The following is a 19,298-nucleotide window of genomic DNA, read 5'->3' as shown; positions in this document are numbered from 1 at the left end:
TGGCGTACGGTCCACGGACTGGGAGCCGGTAAGCTCGGCGCATGCGCGTTCTCGTCGTCGACAACTACGACAGCTTCGTCTACAACCTGGTCCAGTACCTGGCCCAGCTCGGCGCCGACTGCACGGTCTGGCGCAACGACGTCGTGGACCTCGACCGCGTGCCGGAGTTCGACGCCGTGCTCGTCTCGCCCGGCCCCGGCACCCCCGAACGCGCCGGCCAGAGCATGGACGTCATCCGCAAGTGCGCCGAGACGAGCACGCCGATGCTCGGCGTCTGCCTCGGCCACCAGGCCCTCGGCGTCGTCTACGGCGCGACCGTCGACCGCGCGCCCGAGCTGCTGCACGGCAAGACGAGCCAGGTCCGCCACACCGGCGCCGGCATCCTCAAGGACCTGCCGGAGGAGTTCACGGCCACCCGGTACCACTCCTTGACCGTGCTCCCGGACACGATTTCCGACACGGTTTTCGAGATCACCGGGCGCACCGAGTCCGGCATCGTGATGGGCATGCGCCACCGCGAGCTGCCCCTCGAAGGCGTCCAGTTCCACCCGGAGTCCGTGCTCACCGAAGGCGGCCACCGGATGCTCGCGAACTGGCTGGCCACCGCGGGTCACCCCGTGGACCCGGCCCGCGTGAACGAGCTCGAGCGGGCGACCAAGGCGCTCCAGAAGGCCGCTGTTGCGTGATCCGGCTCGCGGGGGTCGGCAAGCGGTACGGGCGCGGTGACTTCGTCCTGCGCGACGTCGACCTGACCGTCGAGCCCGGGCACGTCGTCGGCGTCCTCGGCAGCAACGGCTCCGGGAAGTCGACGCTCCTGCGGATCATGGCCGGCGTCTCGCACGCGACCACCGGAACGCTCACCGGCACCCCGCGGATCGGCTACCTGCCGGACCGCTTCCCGGCGGGCCAGCGCATGGGCGCCCGCGCCTACCTGCGGCACATGGCACGCATCCACGGCCTCACCGATCTCTCGATGATCGACCCGCTGCTCGAACGCCTCGACCTCGTCGGCGGCCCGACGGCACCGCTGCGCACCCTGTCCAAGGGCAACGCGCAGAAGGTCGGGCTCGCGCAGGCCGTGATGGTCCGGCCCGACCTGCTGATCCTCGACGAACCGTGGTCCGGCCTCGACGTCGGGACGCACACGATCCTCGGCGAGCTCGTCGCCGAGACGCGGGCGCGCGGGGCGAGCGTCGTGTTCACCGACCACCGGCCGCAGGTGGTGCACGACCACGCCGACGTCGTCCACCTGATGCGGGAAGGCCGGCTCACCGCGGAAAGCGCGGAGCCGACCACCCGGATCGTGCTGCGCGGCGGCGACACCGGCTGGACCGACGAGCCGGGCGTGCGCCATGCGCTGGTGGAAGGCGCGCAGGTGGTGCTGACGGTCGAGATCACCCGCGTCGACGCGGTCTTGAAGCGAGCCCTCGACGACGGCTGGTCGGTGCGGGAGGTGGCGCCGTGCTCGCCCTGACCCGCTACCACCTGGCGCTGCTCGGCCATTCGCAGCGGTACCTGCCGGCGTTGCTGGCCTACCTCGCACTGTGCGTGATCCTCTACGCCGACCCGCATTCCCCACCCCTGCCGCTGTTCGGCGTCAGCGCCGGCGGCCTGCTGGTCGTCTCGTGCTGGCTGACGATCGCCCTGCTGGACATCGAAGATCCGGTGCAGCGCCTGGTGACCTTGAGCCACGCGCGGCAGTGGCGGCGGATGATCACCGGCGCGATCTTGACGGTGCTGGCCTGTTCGCTGGTCCTCACCGCGATCACCGAGGTGTGGTCGGCGATCAAGTCGTTCAAGGTCCAGCCGGCGGCGCTCGGCATCGGGCTGCTCGCGCACCTCGCGTGCACGCTGCTCGGCATCGCGATCGCCCTCCCGTGCTCGCGGCTGCTGGTCCACCGCATCGGCTGGACGGTCCTGGCGGCGGTGATCACCCTCGTCGTCGTCCTGCTGGCGAAGATCCCCCTGGTCCACCCGCTTCTGCACGCCTTGACCGACGACGAACCGGTCGGCGGCCCGCTGGTCCTGGCCCTGGTGACGTCGGTCGTGATGCTGGCCGCCAGCTTCTACGCCGTTTCGGAACTCGTGCGCCGGAGATCCTGAATTGGGTGCGCTGCCGGTTCCCGAGTTGTCCCGGGCCATCCTCATCGGCACCGGGGACTTCAAGAGCAATCACCTCCCCGACCTCCCCGCCGTGCACCGCAACCTGGTCGATCTGCAGACGGCGATCACCGATCCGGCCACCGGGGTGATCGGCTGGGAACAGTGCGCGGTGGTCGACTCCCCGGACTCGTCCCACAGCTTCATGACCCGGCTCAAGAAGTACGCGTACCAGGCGCGCAGGACCTCCTGCTCGTGTACTACGCCGGCCACGGGATCCGGCACGACCGCCAGGACAAGCTGTACCTCAGTACCCGGGAAACCGACCTCGACGAACTCGACACCACCGCGGTGCCGTTCGACTACGTGCGCGACGTCATCGAACGAAGTTCGGCGAAGACCCGCCTGCTGATCCTCGATTGTTGTTTCTCAGGCTTGGTGCTGGGCGCCATGTCGGACAGCCTGGTCGATCCGCGGGAGATTGCGGTGACTGGCACGACGGTGATCGCCTCCGCTCCGCGGAATTCGATCTCCCATTCGCCACCCAACGAGCGGAACACGGCCTTCACCGGGGCGTTGCTGGCGCTGCTGACCAACGGCTCGCCGGTACCCGGCCGGCCCCTCGACGTCAGTGAACTCATCGGCGCGCTCCGGGCCGCGATGTCCGGACGCGGTCTGCCGCTGCCCCAGACGCAGAGCGGCAACACCAGCGGAAAGCTCCTGCTGCGGAGAGAATCCGCGCCGCTCGGGACGACGAAGAAACCCGAGTCACCGCCTGTGGTGGCCGAAGCGGAGGTTTCCCCGTCGGCGCCCGCCACCGCCGGCCTCGCACTCCGCAAAGCGCTGGTGCACGTCCTCGTGTCGGCCGGGTACGCCGACCACGGGCCGGGACGGCGGCTCCTGGTCCGCGAGGTGGAGGACGCCCTCGGCCGCTCGTTGGACGTTTCCCGGGAGTTGGCCGGACGGGACCAGCTGATCGAGGTCGTCGGTGCGTGCAGCCGCATCGAGCACGGGCTGCCGGTGCTGGCCGAGGTGTTCGAGTACTTGCGGCCGGGAACCGAGGAAAGCCTCGAGGTGCAACGGCTGATCGCGCCCGGCGGCTCGGCCGCGCCGAAGCGGCCCGCGCCGCCGGTCTTCGGGCGGCGGCCCGGCGGTGGGTCGGTGCTCCGAGCGAAGTTGGTGGACGTCCTCGTGCGCGCCGGTTTCGCCGATGACAAATCGCTTCTTGACCTGCTGATCGCGGAAATGCGGGAAGCGTGGGATGGCCTTGCGCCCATCGCGCCACACATGTCGGGGCGTGATCAGCTGGTTCACCTCGTGGACTCGTGTGGTCGGGACTTGCGGAACCTGTGGCTGCTCGCCGACGTCGTCGAGTTCTTCCGCCCGGCGACGGAGGAGGCGGCCCGGTTCCGGGCTCTCGTCGACGCGCAGCGCTCCTGACTGCAAATTGCCATCTTCAATTCCCGGCCCGGGCTTCCTGCCGGACCGTAGGGCGGACTAAGGTTCGGGGCCTCCGGTTCCGGGCGAAGGGAGATCGGGTGACGGCTGGGATCGTCGCGATCACCGTGCCAAACTCCGACGGCGAGCTTCCGGAGCTCGCCGCCTGGTTGCGTGGCGAAGACGAACTCCGCGGCCGCGTCCAGGTCTTCGATGCCGTGGTGGTCGGGGTTTCGAGCTCCTCCGCCGGCGTCTTCTGCCGTTCGCTGTTCGCGTGGCTGACCCGGGGGCGCGACGGCCGCGTCTCGCTGAAGGTCAAACGCTCCGGTGCTGCCGAGGAACTCGAACTCGACTTCGGGGCCGCGAGCGACGCCGATCAGGTTCTCGGTGCCGTGCAAGGGTTTCTCGACAAAGCCTGACCGACGAAGAAGGCCCGCACGGTGAACCGTGCGGGCCTTCGTTCACCTCACTAGTTGGAGGATCTCGTCGTCGGGGTGGTGGGGAACGGGAACCCGCTGCCTTCGGACACGTTGACCGTGACGTTCTGGTCCTTGTTGATCGACGTTCCGGGACTCGGGTTCTGACCCGTGATCGTGCCCTCCGGCGCGTTGCTGTTCTTGTCGGACTTCTGGTTCAGCTTGCCGGTCCAGCCCATGCTCGACAGCTTGTCCTGCGCCTCGTCGACGGTCATCCCGACCAGGCTGGGCATCTGGATCTGACTCGAGCTGTCCGGCCCGGTCGACACGGTCAGGATGATCTGGCTGCCCACCGCGACCTGGCCGCCGTTCGGGTTCTGCGTGATGACCGTGTCCTTCGGCACCGAGTCCGAAGCCTGGTCGACCCGCCTGGTCGTGAAGCCCTGGCCTTCCAGCGCCGACTTGGCCTGCGAGTACGGCTTGCCGGTGAAGTCGGTGACCGCCTTGAGCTGCTTCGACTTGCCGATCGTGATCTTCACGCTGCTGCCCTGGGCGACCTCGGAAGCCGCGGACGGCGTCTGCGACTGCACCAGGCCGACCTGGTTCTGGTCGGTGACTTCGGTTTCCCCGACGCTCGGGTCGAGGGTCAGCTTCGCTTCGGTCAGCAACTTCTCGGCGTCGTCACGCGTCTTGCCCTTGAGGTCCGGCACGCTGGCCTTGCCCGGCGCGACGCCGACGTACAGCGTGATCTTCGTGTTCGTCGCGACCGAGACCCCGGCCGACGGGTCGGACTTGATGACCTTGTTGATGTCGTCCTGGGTGCACTCCGGGTTGCCGTCGGTCGGCGTGACCCCGCAGGTGATCTGCTTCTGCTCGATCGTGCCGTCGAAGCCCTTGCTCTTCAACGTCTCCCGGGCCTGGGGCACCGTCTGGTGCGTCACGTCCGGGATCGCGACCGTGCCGCCGTCGTTGCTCTTGAACGCGTTCGACAGCCACATGATCAGCAACACCGAGCCCAGCACGAAGATCGCCGCGAAGATGGCGATGAGCGTGCGGCGACGGCGCTTGGCCTTCGGGTCTTCGTCGTCCGGCTCGGTGTACTCGTCGTAGCGCTGCGGCTGCCGCCGGTCGGCGTTCATCACCTGCGTGCGCTCGTCCTCGGACATCACCATCGGCGCCACCGGGCGCTGGCCCGAGAGCGTGCGCACCAGGTCCGAGCGCATCTCCGCCGCCGACTGGTAGCGGTTCGCCGGGCCCTTGGCCAGCGCCTTCAGCACGACCGCGTCGAGCTCCGGGGCCACCGCCGGGTTCACCGACGACGGCGGGTTGGGGTCCTCCCGGACGTGCTGGTACGCCACCGCGACCGGGGAGTCGCCGGTGAACGGCGGCTCGCCGGTGATCAGCTCGTACAGCACGCAGCCGGCCGCGTAGACGTCCGAGCGGGCGTCGACCGACTCGCCGCGGGCCTGCTCCGGCGAGAGGTACTGGGCCGTGCCGATCACCGCGGCCGTCTGGGTCATGGCGGACTGGCCGTCGTGCATCGCGCGCGCGATGCCGAAGTCCATCACCTTGACCGCGCCGTTCTTCGTGATCATCACGTTGGCCGGCTTGACGTCGCGGTGCACGATGCCGTGGCGGTGCGAGAAGTCCAGCGCCGCGCAGACGTCGGCCATGACCTCCATCGCCCGCTTCTGCGACATCGGGCCTTCGGTCTTGACGATGTCGCGCAGCGTCCGGCCTTCGACGTACTCCATGACGATGTACGGCAGCGGCCCGAACTCGGTGTTCGCCTCGCCCGTGTCGTAGACCGCGACGATCGCCGGGTGGTTCAGCGCGGCGGCGTTCTGCGCTTCGCGGCGGAAGCGCTCCTGGAACTGCGGGTCCCTGGCGAGGTCGGCACGGAGGATCTTGATCGCGACTTCCCGGCCGAGACGCACGTCGTGGCCGTGATGGACCTCGGACATGCCTCCGTAGCCGAGCGTTTCGCCCAGCTCGTACCGGTTGGAGAGCAGTCTGGGTGTGCTCATCTCTGGGTGCCGTTCCATTCCGTCCAAGGTGTGGTCATGATGCCTTGCCGGCCATCGTCGGTCGTGCCGGGACTGCCCGCCGGGTAGCCGGACTGCTCCGCGGGCACCTGTCTGCCCGGGAACACCTGGCTCTGCGGCTGGCCGGTGTGCGGCGGCGAGCCGTTGCCGCCACCGAGCATCTTCGCCACCAGCACGATGCCCGCCACCAGGACAACGAGCAGGATCGCGGCGAGAAGCGCCCACCAGCCCCACTGCGTCTTCTTCCGCGCGGCCGGCAGCATGACCTGCCGCGGAGCGGGGCGGGACGGCGGGCCGATGGCGATCATCGGGTTCATCGCGGGCGACGGCGGGCCGCCCGGCATCGGCAGCTGCGGGGGCAGCTGCTGCGGCGGGATCGGCACCGGCATCGACGGGGGTGGCGGCGGCTGCTGCACCTGCTGCGGCACCACCGGCTGCTGGCCCGTCGTGTAGGTGGCGTTGACCAGCCCGGACGGCGTCGGCAGCGGCAGCCCGGAGCGGACCGCGGCCACGGCGGAGGCGAACTCGCCGCCGTTGTTGTAGCGCTGCCGCGGGTCCTTGACCAGCGTCGCCTCGATCACCGCGCGCGCCGCGGGCGGCACGTCCGGCGGCAGCGGCGGCGGCAGGTCGCGGATGTGCATCATCGCGACCGTGACGGCGTTCTCCGACAGGAACGGCCGGTGCCCGGCGAGGCATTCGTAGCCGCACACCGCCAGCGAATAGACGTCGGACGCCGGTTCGGCCGGCTGCCCGAGCGCCTGCTCCGGGGCGATGTAGTGCGCGGTGCCCATGACCATGCCGGAGCGGGTGACCGGGGCCGCGTCCGCCGCCTTCGCCACGCCGAAGTCGGTGATCTTCACCTGCCCGGTGGAGGTCACCAGGATGTTGCCCGGCTTGACGTCGCGGTGGACCAGGCCGTGCGAGTGCGCCGCCTGCAGCGCGTTGCCCGCCTGCTCCAGCATGTCGAGGGTGAACTCCGCCGACAGCCGCCCGTGCTTGGCCAGCAGACCGGCCAGCGGGTCGCCGTCGACGAGCTCCATCACCAGGTACGCGATCGACAGGTCGCCGTCGGCGATGGTCTCGCCGTAGTCGTGCACCGCGGCGATGCCGGGGTGGTTCAGGGACGCCGTCATCCGCGCTTCCGTGCGGAAGCGGTGGAGGAACTCGGCGTCGCCGGAGAGTTCGGCCTTGAGGATCTTGACGGCCACGGTCCGGTCGAGCCGGGTGTCGCTGGCCTGCCAGACCTCGCCCATCCCGCCGACGGCGATCCGGCTCGTCAGCTTGTAGCGGTCGGCCAGCAGCTGACCGGAGGACAGCATGCGCTATCCACCCCCGAGCTTCGCGTTGATCGCCGCACGGCCGATTTCCGCCGCGACCGTGCCGCCGGTGGCCGCGAGGCCGCGGTTGCCGCCGTCCTCGACGATCACGGCGACCGCGATCTGCGGGTTGTCGACCGGGGCGAAGGCGGTGTACCAGGCGTGCGGTGCGGTGTTCTTGGAGTCCGTGCCGTGTTCGGCGGTGCCGGTCTTGGACGCGATCTGGACGTCCGGGCGCTTGCCACCGCCCTTGGTGAAGCCTTCGGAAGCGACCATCATGTCCTTGAGGATGGCGGCGTTCGCCGACGACAGCGCCGGGGTGCCGGTGAGTTCGGTCGGGCTGTAGTCCTCGATCGTCGACAGGTCCGGTGCCAGCACCGACTGCACCAGCTGCGGCTTCATCGCCATCCCGCCGTTGGCCACGGTGGCCGCGAGCAAGCAGTCCTGCAGGGGCGTCAGCCGGACGTCGCGCTGGCCGATGCCGCTCTGGTAGAGCGCGCCCTGCGAGTCGAGCGGGCCGACCGTCGACGGGGCGACCTTCATCGGCACGGTCAGGTCGGTCTGCCCGATGCCGAAGTTCGCCGCCGTCTTCTTCATCTTGTCCGGGCCGAGCTTGCCGGCGAACTGCGCGAACGGCACGTTGCAGGAGTGCGCGAGCGCGTCCTTGAACGTGTCGCCGGGGCAGCCCTGGCCCGCGTAGTTCTCCAGCGTGACGTTCGTGCCGGGGAGCTTGGTGTTCGGCGCGGTGTCGACCTTGGTGTCCGGGCCGTTGCCGTCTTCGAGCGCGGCCGCCGCGGTCACCAGCTTGAACGTCGACCCCGGCGGGTAGGTCTCCGAGATCGCCCGGTTCAGCATGGGCTTCTTCGGGTCCTTGTTGTTCGCGGTCCAGGCGTCGGTCTGCGCCTTCGACGTGTGCGAGGCCAGCTGGTTCGGGTCGTACGACGGCGTCGACACCATCGCCAGGATCCGCCCGGTGCTGGGCTCCATCGCGACGACGGCGCCGGTGTAGTTCTTCTGCGTCATCAGGTCGTACGCGGCCTTCTGCACGGCCGGGTCGATGGTCAGCCGGACGTTGCCGCCGCTGGGGTCGCGGCCGGTGACCATGTCCGACAGCCGCCGCACGAACAGCCGCGGGTCGGAGCCGTTGAGCACGTCGTCCTCGGCGCGCTCCAGGCCGCCCGCCCCGTAGTTGATCGAGTAGTAGCCGGTGACCGGCGCGTACATCGGGCCGTCGGCGTAGGTCCGGATGTACTTGTACTTGTCGTTCGACGGGTTGACGCTGGCCAGCACCTCGCCGTTGGCCTGCGACACGATCTTGCCGCGCTGGCGGGCGAACTCGTCGTAGAGCACCCGCGCGTTGCGCGAGTCGGTGCGGTAGTCGTCGGCCTTCACCACCTGGATGTAGGTGGCGTTGGCCAGCAGCAGGACGACCATCACGAGCATCGCCATGCCGACCTTGCGGAGCGGGGTGTTCATGCCTGCGCGCCCCCCTCCGCCGGCGGCCGCTGCACGAGCACGGTGTGCGCTTCCGCGATCGGGGCCTGCGGCTGCTGCTGCGGCTTCGGGCGCGCGGCCGGCTTGCGGGCCGCGTCGGAGATGCGCAGCAGCAACGCGACCAGGATGTAGTTCGCGAGCAGCGACGAACCACCCTTGGACAGGAACGGCGCGGTGATACCGGTCTCCGGGATGAGTTTCGTGACCCCGCCGACGACGACGAAGATCTGCATGACCATGGTGAACGCGAGCCCGCCGCCCAGCAGCTTGCCGAACGTGTCGCGCACGGCCAGCGCGCTGCGCATGCCGCGCATCGCGACCAGCAAGTAGAGCATCAGCACCGCGGCCAGCCCGATGAAGCCGAGCTCCTCGCCGATCGACGCGGTGATGAAGTCGGTGTTGGCCTCGGGCACCATGTCCGGCCGGCCGGCGCCGAGCCCGGTGCCGCCGACGCCGCCGGTGCCCAGCCCGAACAGGCCCTGCGCGAGCTGGTAGCCGCCGCCGGCCTGGTCGTAGGTGGCCAGCGGGTCCAGCCAGTTCGCCACGCGCTGCTGGACGTGCGTGAAGAGGTTGTAGGCGATGATGCAGCCGACCGCGAAGAAGCTCAGGCCGAGGACGACCCAGATGACCCGCTCGGTCGCGACGTACAGCATCACCAGGATGACGCTGAAGAACAGCAGCGACGTGCCGAGGTCCTTCTCGAACACCAGGATGCCGATGCAGACGAACGCGGCGATCAGGATCGGGCCGAGGTCGCGGGCGCGCGGGAGCTCGACCCCGACCAGCTTCTTGCCCGCCACCATGAACAGGTCCCGCTTCGACACCAGGAACGAAGCGAAGAAGACCATCAGCAGGATCTTCGCGAACTCGCCCGGCTGGATCGAGAAGAACGGCAGCTTCAGCCACACCTTGGCGCCGTTGACCTCGGACAGGCTCGACGGCAGCAGCGCGGGCAGCGCGAGCGCGACGATGCCGACCAGGCCGGCGGTGTAGCCGTAGCGGGTCAGCGTGCGATGGTCGTTCACCACGATCAGTACCACGACGAAGAACACGAGCGAGATCACCGTGAACAGCACCTGTGCGGTGACCGCGGGCGTGTAGTCCTTGCCGTTCTGCGTGGCGCGCTCGGCCAGGGCCAGGTCGATCCGGTGGATCATCACCAGCCCGATGCCGTTCAGCAGCGCGACGCAGGGGAGCAGTACCGGGTCGGCGTACGGCGCCCACTTGCGGACGGCCAGGTGCGCCGCGCCGAAGATGGCGAGGTAGGCGAGGCCGAGCCAGATGATCGACCAGGTCAGCTCCTGCTCCTGGTTGGCTTCGACCAGGACCAGCGCGATGGTGACGATGAGGGAGGCGAACCCCAGCAGCACCAGCTCGGTGTTGCGGCGGGTCGGGACCTCGCGCGGCGGGTTCGTCTGGAACTGCGCGGCGAGCGGTTCGGCGGAACGCGCGACGGGCTGGCCCATCAGTTACCGCCTCCCGTCGTCGGTGCCGTCGAACTCGGCGTCGAGCAGTCCCTCCCCGCTGGCTGGTTCGCCGACGACGGAGCAGTGGAGCCGGCCGGAGCCGACGGAGTCGTCGTCGGCGTGGCCGTAGGGGTCGGCGTCGAGGACGGCTGACCGCCCGCCGGCGCGCAGTTGTTCAGGCGCTTGCGCAGCTGCAGGAAGTCGTCGATGTACTTCCGCGCTTCGTCGAGGCTGTCCTTCTTGACGCCGTTCTGCACCGCCAGCCGCGCGTCCTCCTGGAGCTGGGTGACGCGCAGCTTGTCCGTGCACACCTGGCTCGGCGGGCAGGACCCCTGCTCGTAGGCGTGCAGGTCGATGCCGAGAATGCTGCCGGGGACGCCGCGGTAGATCACGACCTCCCCGTCCGCTCCCTCGCCGACATAGTACTGACTCAGCACGAAGTAGCGGGTGGCGATGGCGGCCGCGGCGAGCACGACGAGGACCACCAGCGCTCCGGCCAGCCAGCGGAACCGCTTCCGGCGCCGGGCCTTCGGGTCTTCCTGCGGCTGCGGTAGTTCCTGGCGCGGCGGCGGGGGCGGCTGGGTCAGCGCCCGGGCCCGGGCCGCGGGGGAGTCGCCCTGGTGCCGTTCGTCGCTGCCGTCCCCGGCGGCGCCGCCCACGATGGGCGCGTCCTCGCCGAAGTCGACGTCGACCACGTCGGCGATGATCACCGTGACGTTGTCGGTGCCGCCGCCCTTGAGCGCCAGCTCGATCATCCGGTCCGCGCACTGCTGCGGGTCCGGGATCTGCACGGCCTCGGCCAGCGTCTCGTCGCTGACCATCCCGGACAGGCCGTCCGAGCAGATCAGGTACCGGTCGCCGGCGCGGGCTTCGCGCACGGTCAGGCTCGGCTCGACCTCGTGCCCGGTGAGCGCCTTCAGCAGCAGCGACCGCTGCGGGTGCACCGCGGCCTCTTCGGGCGTGATCCGGCCCTGCTCGAGGAGCTCGTTGACGAAGCTGTCGTCGCGCGTGATCTGCGCGAACTGACCGCCGCGCAGCAGGTAGGCCCGGGAGTCGCCGACGTGCACCAGCCCCAGCCGGGTGCCGGCGAACAGGACGGCGGTGAGCGTGGTGCCCATGCCGTCCAGGTCCGGGTCCTGCGAGACGAGTTCGGCGATGGCGGCGTTGCCGTTCGCCACCGCCTCGCGCAGCTGGGCGAGCAGGTCGTCGCCCGGCTCGTCGTCGTCCAGCGGGGCGAGGGAGGCGATGACGACCTTGCTGGCGACTTCGCCCGCCGCGTGCCCACCCATGCCGTCGGCGAGCGCGAGCAGGCGAGGGCCGGCGTACACGGAGTCCTGGTTGCTCGAACGCACCAGGCCCCGGTCGCTGCGGGCTGCGTAGCGGAGGACGAGAGTCATGGGCGAAGCTCGATCACCGTCTTGCCGATCCGGATGGGGACTCCGAGCGGGACCCGGAGGGGTGCAGTGACCTTAGCCCGGTCGAGATAGGTGCCGTTCGTCGAGCCCAGATCTTCCACGTACCAGTCCTCGCCGCGCTGGGCGATCCGGGCGTGCCGGGTCGATGCGTAGTCGTCGTCGAGGACCAGCGTGGAGTCGTCGGCCCGGCCGATCAGGATCGGCCGGCCGTCCAGCGCGATGCGCGTCCCCGCCAGCGCGCCGTGGGTGACCAGCAGCTGCTGCGGCGACTTGCTGTTGCGCGGCTTCTTCTCCTTCTTGCGCCCGAAGGTCGGCACCTGGACGCGCATGCCCGACGCCGCGTAGAGGTCCGACCGGACGACTCTGAGCGCGGCGAACACGAAGAGCCAGAGCAGCACGAGGAAGCCCACCCTGGTGAGTTGTACGACCAGCTCTGGCACTTGGTGTGTCCGCTCCCGACTCTTCCGCGCAGCCGCGACGCGGGTACGCCGCGGTCCCCCCGCACGTCAATTCTGCGGGAACAGTATTCCGGGTCCCGAGTCAGCCCTGTGTACGGAACACGAGGGACGAATGACCCACCCGGATGACGTCGCCGTCGGCGAGCTGCCAGGTCTGGACCGGCGTGCCGTTCACCGTGGTGCCGTTGGTCGAGCCGATGTCGGCGAGCGTCGCGCTCTGGCCGTCCCAGGTGATCTCCAGGTGCCGGCGCGAGACGCCGGTGTCCGGGAGGCGGAAGTCCGCGTCCTGGCCGCGGCCGACGACGTTCCCGCCCTGCTTCAGCGAGTACGTCCGATTCGAGCCGTCGTCCAGCTGCAGGCTCGCCGCGAGCGCGCGACCCGGCGCCGGCGGGGCGTAGCCGCCCTGCTGGCCGTACGGGTCACCGGCCGGCTGGCCGTACGCCTGCTGCTGGCCGTACTGGTCGTACCCGCCCTGCTGCTGGCCGCCGTACTGGTCGTAGCCACCCTGCTGGTAGCCGCCCTGGTCGTAGCCGCCGCCCTGGGGCTGGCCGTAGCCGCCCTGGTCGTAGCCGCCACCTTGAGGCTGCGCGTAGCCGCCCTGGTCGTAGCCGCCGCCCTGGGGCTGCGCGTAGCCCTGGTCGTAGCCACCCTGGGGTTGCTGGCCGTACTGGTCGTAGCCACCACCCTGCTGCGGCTGGCCGTACTGGTCGTAGCCGCCGCCCTGGGGCTGCTGGCCGCCGTACTGGTCGTATCCACCCTGCTGGCCGTAACCCTGGTCGTACCCGGGCTGCTGGCCACCCTGCTGTCCGTAGCCGTACTGGCCCTGCTGGCCGTACGGGTCACCCTGGTCGTATTGGCCGTAGCCGGGGGGCTGGCTCATTGCTGGGTCTCCTGCGTTGCTGGGTCGTGCCGACCGCGGTGAACCGGCGCCTGAGGGGCGGGCGTCGGGATCGACGGACGAACGGGTCTTGAACTGTCCAGTATGCAGCGCCTCGTTGCGCTCGAGTGATACGACGACGTCACCATAGGTGTCCAGGCCCTCGGCGGCGAGGTGTTCCGCGACCGCCTTCGCCAGCACCTGGGTGACGCGTTGCTCGTCACCGGCCATGCGCTCGTGGTCAGCCGTCCCCAAGGACACGATGTAGTGATTCGGGGCGAGCTGCCGACCGCCTGCCAGCTCACGAACGTTCTCCTCACTCTCCCGCTCCAGGGCGATCGCCACTTCCTGCGTGACGACGTTGCCACCGAACATGCGCGCGAAAGTGTTCCCCACCAGGTTCTCGAGTCGCCTGTCGAATCGTTCGGCGCGGCCCACCGGGGAAAACCTCCTCACACGTGTGCTTCCGCACCGATCCTATCCGGGTGAGCCAGCCTCTACACGGCCCCCGGTGAAAGCCGTTAAAACGACCTGCTAGTCTTCTCCTCGCTGCCGCAAGGAAGCACTCGGGCGAGTGGCGGAATGGCAGACGCGCACGGTTCAGGTCCGTGTGTCCGAAAGGACGTGAGGGTTCAACTCCCTCCTCGCCCACATCGAAAAGGGCTCCGGCTCCCCGCCGGGGCCCTTTTCCATGACTTGGACCAGGCCGTGGGGTATGTCACGAACCCCTGTTCGCCCTGGGCGAAGTTACGCCGTGTGGGTGGTGATCCAGTCCGCGATGACGTCCGCCCGGCTCGTCGTTTCGACGCCCGCGTGCGGGCAGTCCGGCCCCGTGGCTTCCACCGAGACCAGCTGATCGCCCGAGAAATAGGGGGCGCCGGAGTCGTACGTGCACGCGCTCGTGGTGATCTCCGGGGCCGCGCCGCGGACACCCAGCGTCGTCGGGTCCACCTTCGCGATCGCCACCGTGCCCTGCTGGAGGCGGGTGGCCGGCTTGGGGTTCGCGGCCGTGAGGCTGCCCCAGCCCGCCAGCGTCAGCTGCTGGCCGACCTTCGGGACCGCGCGGCTCACCGCCAGCGGCGTCACCGCGGTCACCGGGGAGTCGAGGCGGACCAGCGCGACGTCGTTCTCCGTCGCCTGGAGGACCTCGGTCGCCTTGCGGGCGATGCCCGACTCCGCCTCCTCGTCGGTCAGGCCCAGCGTCACCGTCGTCGGGTACGGGACCTTGCCCGAGACCCGGTCGCGGTGGGCGTCGTGGAAGCAGTGGCCGGTCGTCAGGATCCAGGCGGGCGCGACCAGCGCACCCGTGCAGTAGCTGCGGTACGTCGAGCCGTCCGGGCGTGGGATCTTCGTCATCGCCAGCTTCGCGACGAACCCGTACCGGCCCGGTGGGACGTCGGTGCCGTGGGCGACGGCCCAGGCGGCGGGAGCGGTGGAGACGGTCAAGACAGCAGCGGCGAGCAGGGCGCGCAGGCGCATTCTTCCCCTTCGTCGAGTCGGTGGTCGACGTCCGACGTTAGGGCCGCGGCTCCCGTCCTGGGAATTCCCTGGCCGGGCGTCACCCGGGTGACGCCCGGCCGCGGGCTCAGCCGGTGTGGGCGGCGATCCAGTCCGCGACGACGTCCACGCGCGAGGTCGTCTCGAGCTGGTTGTGCGGGCAGTCCGGGCCGGACGACTCGACGGACACGAGCTGGCCGCCGGAGCCGGCCGCGACGAAGTAGGGCGCACCCGAGTCGTAGACGCAGGCGCTCGTCGTCGACGTCGGGGCCACCCCCTGCACGCCGAGCGTCGAAGCGGCGACCTGGCCGACCTTCACGGTGCCCTGCTGCAGCTTCGTCGACGGGGCCGGGTTGGTGGCGGTGAGGCTGCCCCAGCCGGCCAGGGTCAGCAGCTGGCCGGCCGACGGCGTGACCCGGTTGACCGTCAGCGGGGTGATGCCGGTGACGTCCGCGTCGAGGGTGGCGATCGCGATGTCGTTCGCGCTCGCCTGGTAGACGGTGACGACGTTGCGGACCACCCCGGGCGTGCTCTGGTTCACCGTGCCGAGCAGCACCGACGTCGGGTACGGCACCGGGCCGGAGACGCGGTTGCGGGTGGCGTCGTGGAAGCAGTGACCGGCGGTGATGAGCCACTTCGCCGCGATCAGGGCGCCCGAGCACGCACTGTTGTACTTCGTGCCATCGGGCCTGGGGATGTTCGTCATGGTGAGCTTGGCGGCGAAGCCGAACTGGCCGGCCGGGACGTCGGAGCCGTTGGCCACGGCCGAGGCCGGCGCCGCGGTGGCGAGGCCGGCGGCCAGCGTCAGCAGGGCAGCGGAAAACACGGCGCGAACGCGCATCGGTGGATCCCCCTCTTCGTGCACCGGCGATGGCTGCCGGTGATCACTTGCGAGGGTAGCGACGGCTCGGGCGCCGCGAAGGCGCTGCTTGGAGCAAAAAACCGGCCCCGGCGGGGATGCCGGGGCCGGTTTGCCGGGAATGAACTAGTTCACGCCGACCAGGTCGACGACGAAGACGAGCGTCTCGCCCGGCTTGATCACGCCGCCCGCACCGCGGTCGCCGTAAGCCAGGTGCGGCGGGATGACCAGCTTGCGGCGGCCGCCGATCTTCATCCCCGCGACACCCTGGTCCCAGCCGGAGATGACCTGGCCGGCCCCGAGGCCGAAGCGCAGCGGCTCGCCGCGGTCCCAGGACGCGTCGAACTGTTCGCCGGTCGAGTGCGAGACACCCACGTAGTGCACGGTGACGGTCTTGCCCGCCGTGGCCTCCGCGCCGTCACCGACCGTGATGTCGGTGATCTCGAGGTCGGCCGGCGCAGGTCCGTCCGGGCGGTCGATGAGGGGCTTTTCCAAGGTCATGGGCCTCACCGTACCCACGCCGTTCCGGCTGCGCCGATCGGACTACGCCCAAGGAGGGGAAAAACGCGAAAAGTCTTCACACTTAGCCTACTGCTGGGTAGCGTGCGCTTCGTCACTCTTCTGGACTGAGGGGAGCCCGGTATGCGACGACGCATCCGCGCCCTGACCGTAACGGCACTGGGGGCCCTCGTGGCCGGGCTCACCCAGGTCGCCGTCACCGCGCCGGCCGCTCAGGCGGCCGTGTCGCCCGACGACTACTGCGGGGGGCAGTGCAGCGACATCCTCCCGCCCGGTGAACAGGGCAGCGCCACCCTCGCGGAAATCCTGGCGCACAAGGTGTTCGGCACCCGCCCGGCGCACTCGGCCGACCAGCTCGGCAAGTACGCCTCGCTGGCCGGCGGCTACAAGACGCTGACCACCGGCGCGATCAACCAGTACTTCAACGACTCCTCGTTCGGCGTCCCGGCCGACCAGGTGGCGAGCACGACGAAGCCGCGCGCCGACGTCACCATCGTGCGGGACAAGGCCCTCGGCGTCCCGCACATCACCGGGACCACCCGCGCCGGCACCGAGTTCGGCGCCGGGTACGCGGCGGCGCAGGACCGGCTGTGGCTGATGGACGTGCTGCGGCACGCGGCCCGCGGCCAGGTGACGTCGTTCGCCGGTGGCGCCGAGGCCAACCGTGAACTCGAGCAGCAGTTCTTCGCGAACGCGCCGTACACCGAAGCCGAGCTGCAGCAGCAGATCGACCGCACGGCCGCCAGCGGCCCGCGCGGCGCGCAGGGCCTCGCCGACGCGCAGGCCTACGTGGACGGCATCAACAAGTACATCTCCGACTCCTACAACGGCCGGTACTTCCCCGGCGAGTACGTGCTGACCGGGCACGTCGACTCGATCACCAACGCCGGCTCGATCGACCCGTTCAAGCTGACCGACCTGGTCGCGCTGGCCTCGCTGGTCGGGGCCGAGTTCGGCGCGGGCGGCGGCGGCGAGGTCCAGAACGCCATCGCGAAGCTGGCGCTGCAGGAGAAGTACGGCGTCGTGCAGGGCGAGAAGGTGTGGCAGAGCCTGCGCGCGGAGGACGACCCCGAAGCCGTCAAGACGCTGCACGACGGCCAGACCTTCCCGTACGGCAAGACGCCGGCCAACGCCGTCGGCCGCGCGCTGCCGGACAAGAACTCGGTGACGCCGCAGCAGCTGGTGTTCGACAAGACCGGCTCGGCCGCCACCGCGACGCCGTCCACTGTGGACGTCGCCGCGCCCGCCGAGCAGGAGCCCGCCCGCGGCATGTTCGAGAACGGCGTGCTGCCGGCCAACCTGCTGAGCGAGAAGCACGGCATGTCCAACGCGCTGCTCGTCTCCGGCGCCAAGACCGCCAGCGGCCACCCGGTCGCCGTGTTCGGCCCGCAGACCGGGTACTTCGCCCCGCAGCTGCTGCTCCTGCAGGAACTGCAGGGCCCGGGCATCAGCTCGCGCGGCGCGGCCTTCGCCGGGCTGAGCATGTACACGCTCCTCGGCCGCGGCCAGGACTACTCCTGGAGCGCGACGACGTCGGCGCAGGACATCGTCGACACCTACGCGCTGCAGCTGTGCGACCCGAACGGCGGCTCGCCGACGAAGGACTCGAACTACTACACCTACCAGGGCAAGTGCATCCCGATGGACACCGTCGAGGTGAAGAACGCCTGGAAGCCGACGGTCGCCGACGGCACCGCGGCGGGTTCGTACACCCTGCGCAGCTACCGCACCAAGTACGGGCCGGTGCAGAGCCGGGCGACCGTCGGCGGCAAGCCGGTGGCGTACGCGGCCCTGCGGTCGTCCTACTTCCACGAGGTCGACTCGCTGATCGGCTTCCAGGAGCTGAACGACCCGACCTTCGTCAAGTCCGCGGCGGACTTCCAGAAGGCCGCCTCCGACATCAACTTCACCTTCAACTGGTTCTACGCCGACTCGAAGGACATCGCCTACTTCAACTCCGGCGCCAACCCGGCCCGGCAGTCCGATGTGGACCCGAACATGCCGGTGTGGGGCGACCAAGGCCACGATTGGGTGGGCTGGAACCCGGCGGGCAACGTCGCGAACTACACGCCGGCGTCGCAGCACCCGCAGTCGGTCAACCAGGACTACTACGTCAGCTGGAACAACGCCCAGGCCAACGGGTACGCCGCGGCCGGTGCGGACAAGTCCGCCGTGCACCGCGTCGACCTGCTCGACTCGCGGGTCAAGCAGCTGATCACCAGCGGCACCAAGGTCACCCGGGTCAACCTGACCCAGGCGATGGCGGACGCCGCGCTGGCCGACCTGCGCGCCGAACGCGTCCTGCCGCTGCTGCTGCAGGTGCTCGACAAGACGCCGACCACCGGCCCGGCGGCGGACGCCGAGGCGAAGCTCAAGACGTGGCTCACGAACGGCCACCTGCGCAAGGAGACCTCGCCGGGGAGCAAGACCTACGCCGACGCGGACGCGATCCGCATCTTCGACGCCTGGTGGCCGCTGCTGGTCCAGGCCGAGTTCAAGCCGGGCATGGGCGACAACGCCTACAACGCGATGACGAGCGTGCTCGGCATCAACGAGAGCCCGTCCGGCTGGCAGAACGGCAACGGCCGGCACACCGGCCAGCCCCACAAGGGTTCGTCGTTCCAGTACGGCTGGTGGGGTTACGTCAGCAAGGACATCCGGCAGGTGCTCGGCCAGCCGGTCGCGGGCCCGCTCGCGCAGACGTTCTGCGGCGGCGGCGACGTCACCGCGTGCCGCCAGGCGCTCGTCGACTCGCTGACCACGGCCGCCGGTCAGGCCGCGAACACCGTCTACCCCGGTGACGCGAACTGCTCGGCCGGTGACCAGTGGTGCGCCGACTCGATCGTCCAGAACCCGCTCGGCGGCATCACGCAGGACAAGATCAGCTGGCAGAACCGGCCGACGTTCCAGCAGGTCGTCGAGTACGCGGCGCACCGCGGCGACAACATCGCCAACCTGGCGGCGGCGAAGACGGTCAGCGCCACGAGCGCCGAGTCCGGCTTCTACAACTCGCCGGCGTCGAACGCGATCGACGGCAACGCCTCGACCCGCTGGGCCAGCGACTGGAGCGACGACCAGGCGATCACCGTCGACCTCGGCTCGGTCCAGCAGGTTTCGCGGGTGCTGCTCAACTGGGAATCCGCCTTCGGCAAGAGCTACAAGATCCAGCTCTCGCCGGACGCGGTGCACTGGACGGACGCGGCCGTGGTGACCGACGGCGACGGCGGGCAGGACAACGTCTCGTTCGCCGCGACGACGGCCCGGTTCGTCAAGATGCAGGGCGTCCAGCGCGGCACGAAGTACGGCTACTCGCTGTACGAGTTCGAGGTGTACGCCCACTGACCGCTCCTCCCGCGGCGGGGGGGGGGGGGGTTGGTGGTGTGTTTGAGGCAGAGAACA

The 19,298-nt window shown here is 70.0% G+C and carries 16 protein-coding genes and 1 tRNA gene; 7 read left to right on the top strand and 10 right to left on the bottom strand.

What is annotated here, in order from left to right; genetic code table 11:
- Positions 1-41: 41 nt before the first annotated feature.
- The 5 genes from ACWEVN_RS26095 to ACWEVN_RS26075 all read left to right on the top strand — a co-directional run bounded on the left by ACWEVN_RS26095 (position 42) and on the right by ACWEVN_RS26075 (position 3,956).
- Positions 42-686, top strand: coding sequence for an aminodeoxychorismate/anthranilate synthase component II (locus ACWEVN_RS26095; protein ID WP_449683069.1), 645 nt, complete (start codon positions 42-44; stop codon positions 684-686).
- Positions 683-1,474 (top strand): ABC transporter ATP-binding protein, encoded by a 792-nt coding sequence (locus ACWEVN_RS26090; RefSeq protein WP_449683070.1) that lies wholly within the window; start codon positions 683-685, stop codon positions 1,472-1,474. The genes ACWEVN_RS26095 and ACWEVN_RS26090 overlap by 4 nt, the downstream gene beginning before the upstream one ends.
- Entirely contained in the window at positions 1,462-2,103 is a 642-nt protein-coding gene (locus tag ACWEVN_RS26085; RefSeq protein ID WP_452053043.1) for a hypothetical protein, read from the top strand. Before ACWEVN_RS26090 ends, ACWEVN_RS26085 begins: the two co-directional genes overlap by 13 nt.
- Positions 2,104-2,265: 162 nt before the next feature.
- Positions 2,266-3,540, top strand: coding sequence for a caspase, EACC1-associated type (locus ACWEVN_RS26080; RefSeq protein ID WP_452053042.1), 1,275 nt, complete (start codon positions 2,266-2,268; stop codon positions 3,538-3,540).
- A 98-nt stretch (positions 3,541-3,638) separates the two neighbouring features.
- Entirely contained in the window at positions 3,639-3,956 is a 318-nt protein-coding gene (locus tag ACWEVN_RS26075; protein WP_452053041.1) for an effector-associated constant component EACC1, read from the top strand.
- A 50-nt stretch (positions 3,957-4,006) separates the two neighbouring features.
- Here ACWEVN_RS26075 and pknB read toward each other — a convergent pair whose 3' ends face one another.
- The 7 genes from pknB to ACWEVN_RS26040 all read right to left on the bottom strand — a co-directional run bounded on the left by pknB (position 4,007) and on the right by ACWEVN_RS26040 (position 13,462).
- A complete protein-coding gene (pknB, locus tag ACWEVN_RS26070) occupies positions 4,007-5,980 on the bottom strand; it encodes a Stk1 family PASTA domain-containing Ser/Thr kinase (protein WP_452053040.1) in 1,974 nt (657 codons plus the stop codon).
- A complete protein-coding gene (locus tag ACWEVN_RS26065; protein WP_452053039.1) occupies positions 5,977-7,317 on the bottom strand; it encodes a serine/threonine-protein kinase in 1,341 nt (446 codons plus the stop codon). The genes pknB and ACWEVN_RS26065 overlap by 4 nt, the downstream gene beginning before the upstream one ends.
- A gap of 3 nt (positions 7,318-7,320) precedes the next feature.
- Complete coding sequence (locus tag ACWEVN_RS26060; RefSeq protein WP_449673863.1) at positions 7,321-8,790, bottom strand: peptidoglycan D,D-transpeptidase FtsI family protein; 1,470 nt, start codon at positions 8,788-8,790, stop codon at positions 7,321-7,323.
- Positions 8,787-10,274, bottom strand: coding sequence for an FtsW/RodA/SpoVE family cell cycle protein (locus ACWEVN_RS26055; protein ID WP_310968301.1), 1,488 nt, complete (start codon positions 10,272-10,274; stop codon positions 8,787-8,789). Before ACWEVN_RS26055 ends, ACWEVN_RS26060 begins: the two co-directional genes overlap by 4 nt.
- Positions 10,274-11,671 (bottom strand): PP2C family protein-serine/threonine phosphatase, encoded by a 1,398-nt coding sequence (locus ACWEVN_RS26050; RefSeq protein WP_310968300.1) that lies wholly within the window; start codon positions 11,669-11,671, stop codon positions 10,274-10,276. Before ACWEVN_RS26050 ends, ACWEVN_RS26055 begins: the two co-directional genes overlap by 1 nt.
- Positions 11,668-12,129, bottom strand: coding sequence for an FHA domain-containing protein FhaB/FipA (locus tag ACWEVN_RS26045; RefSeq protein WP_003079002.1), 462 nt, complete (start codon positions 12,127-12,129; stop codon positions 11,668-11,670). Before ACWEVN_RS26045 ends, ACWEVN_RS26050 begins: the two co-directional genes overlap by 4 nt.
- A gap of 100 nt (positions 12,130-12,229) precedes the next feature.
- Positions 12,230-13,462: a DUF3662 and FHA domain-containing protein gene (locus ACWEVN_RS26040; protein WP_310968299.1), complete on the bottom strand. Its 1,233-nt coding sequence runs from the start codon at positions 13,460-13,462 to the stop codon at positions 12,230-12,232.
- Between the two features lie 130 nt (positions 13,463-13,592).
- Between ACWEVN_RS26040 and ACWEVN_RS26035 the strand changes: the two genes are divergently transcribed.
- A tRNA-Leu gene (locus ACWEVN_RS26035) sits at positions 13,593-13,675 on the top strand.
- A 96-nt stretch (positions 13,676-13,771) separates the two neighbouring features.
- Here ACWEVN_RS26035 and ACWEVN_RS26030 read toward each other — a convergent pair.
- The 3 genes from ACWEVN_RS26030 to ACWEVN_RS26020 form a co-directional block, all read right to left on the bottom strand.
- Positions 13,772-14,503, bottom strand: coding sequence for a S1 family peptidase (locus tag ACWEVN_RS26030; RefSeq protein WP_452053038.1), 732 nt, complete (start codon positions 14,501-14,503; stop codon positions 13,772-13,774).
- Positions 14,504-14,609: 106 nt separating this feature from the next.
- Positions 14,610-15,362, bottom strand: coding sequence for a S1 family peptidase (locus tag ACWEVN_RS26025; protein WP_452053037.1), 753 nt, complete (start codon positions 15,360-15,362; stop codon positions 14,610-14,612).
- A gap of 144 nt (positions 15,363-15,506) precedes the next feature.
- Positions 15,507-15,881, bottom strand: coding sequence for an FKBP-type peptidyl-prolyl cis-trans isomerase (locus ACWEVN_RS26020; protein ID WP_310968296.1), 375 nt, complete (start codon positions 15,879-15,881; stop codon positions 15,507-15,509).
- Positions 15,882-16,022: 141 nt separating this feature from the next.
- Here ACWEVN_RS26020 and ACWEVN_RS26015 point away from each other — a divergent pair, with 141 nt between their 5' ends.
- Positions 16,023-19,241: a penicillin acylase family protein gene (locus ACWEVN_RS26015; RefSeq protein ID WP_452053036.1), complete on the top strand. Its 3,219-nt coding sequence runs from the start codon at positions 16,023-16,025 to the stop codon at positions 19,239-19,241.
- The last annotated feature ends 57 nt before the right edge of the window (positions 19,242-19,298 follow it).

The sequence above is a fragment of the Amycolatopsis sp. NPDC003861 genome (genome assembly GCF_053605405.1).
This window is presented reverse-complemented; position numbering and strand designations above follow the sequence as displayed.

What these genes read in the sequence shown, in the direction of transcription:
- ACWEVN_RS26030 (WP_452053038.1), bottom strand. Translation starts at nt 14,503, where the DNA reads ATGCGCCTGCGCGCCCTGCTCGCCGCTGCTGTCTTGACCGTCTCCACC.
- ACWEVN_RS26020 (WP_310968296.1), bottom strand. Translation starts at nt 15,881, where the DNA reads ATGACCTTGGAAAAGCCCCTCATCGACCGCCCGGACGGACCTGCGCCG.
- ACWEVN_RS26050 (WP_310968300.1), bottom strand. Translation starts at nt 11,671, where the DNA reads ATGACTCTCGTCCTCCGCTACGCAGCCCGCAGCGACCGGGGCCTGGTG.
- ACWEVN_RS26025 (WP_452053037.1), bottom strand. Translation starts at nt 15,362, where the DNA reads ATGCGCGTTCGCGCCGTGTTTTCCGCTGCCCTGCTGACGCTGGCCGCC.
- ACWEVN_RS26015 (WP_452053036.1), top strand. Translation starts at nt 16,023, where the DNA reads ATGCGACGACGCATCCGCGCCCTGACCGTAACGGCACTGGGGGCCCTC.
- ACWEVN_RS26060 (WP_449673863.1), bottom strand. Translation starts at nt 8,790, where the DNA reads ATGAACACCCCGCTCCGCAAGGTCGGCATGGCGATGCTCGTGATGGTC.
- ACWEVN_RS26055 (WP_310968301.1), bottom strand. Translation starts at nt 10,274, where the DNA reads ATGGGCCAGCCCGTCGCGCGTTCCGCCGAACCGCTCGCCGCGCAGTTC.
- ACWEVN_RS26065 (WP_452053039.1), bottom strand. Translation starts at nt 7,317, where the DNA reads ATGCTGTCCTCCGGTCAGCTGCTGGCCGACCGCTACAAGCTGACGAGC.
- ACWEVN_RS26095 (WP_449683069.1), top strand. Translation starts at nt 42, where the DNA reads ATGCGCGTTCTCGTCGTCGACAACTACGACAGCTTCGTCTACAACCTG.
- pknB (WP_452053040.1), bottom strand. Translation starts at nt 5,980, where the DNA reads ATGAGCACACCCAGACTGCTCTCCAACCGGTACGAGCTGGGCGAAACG.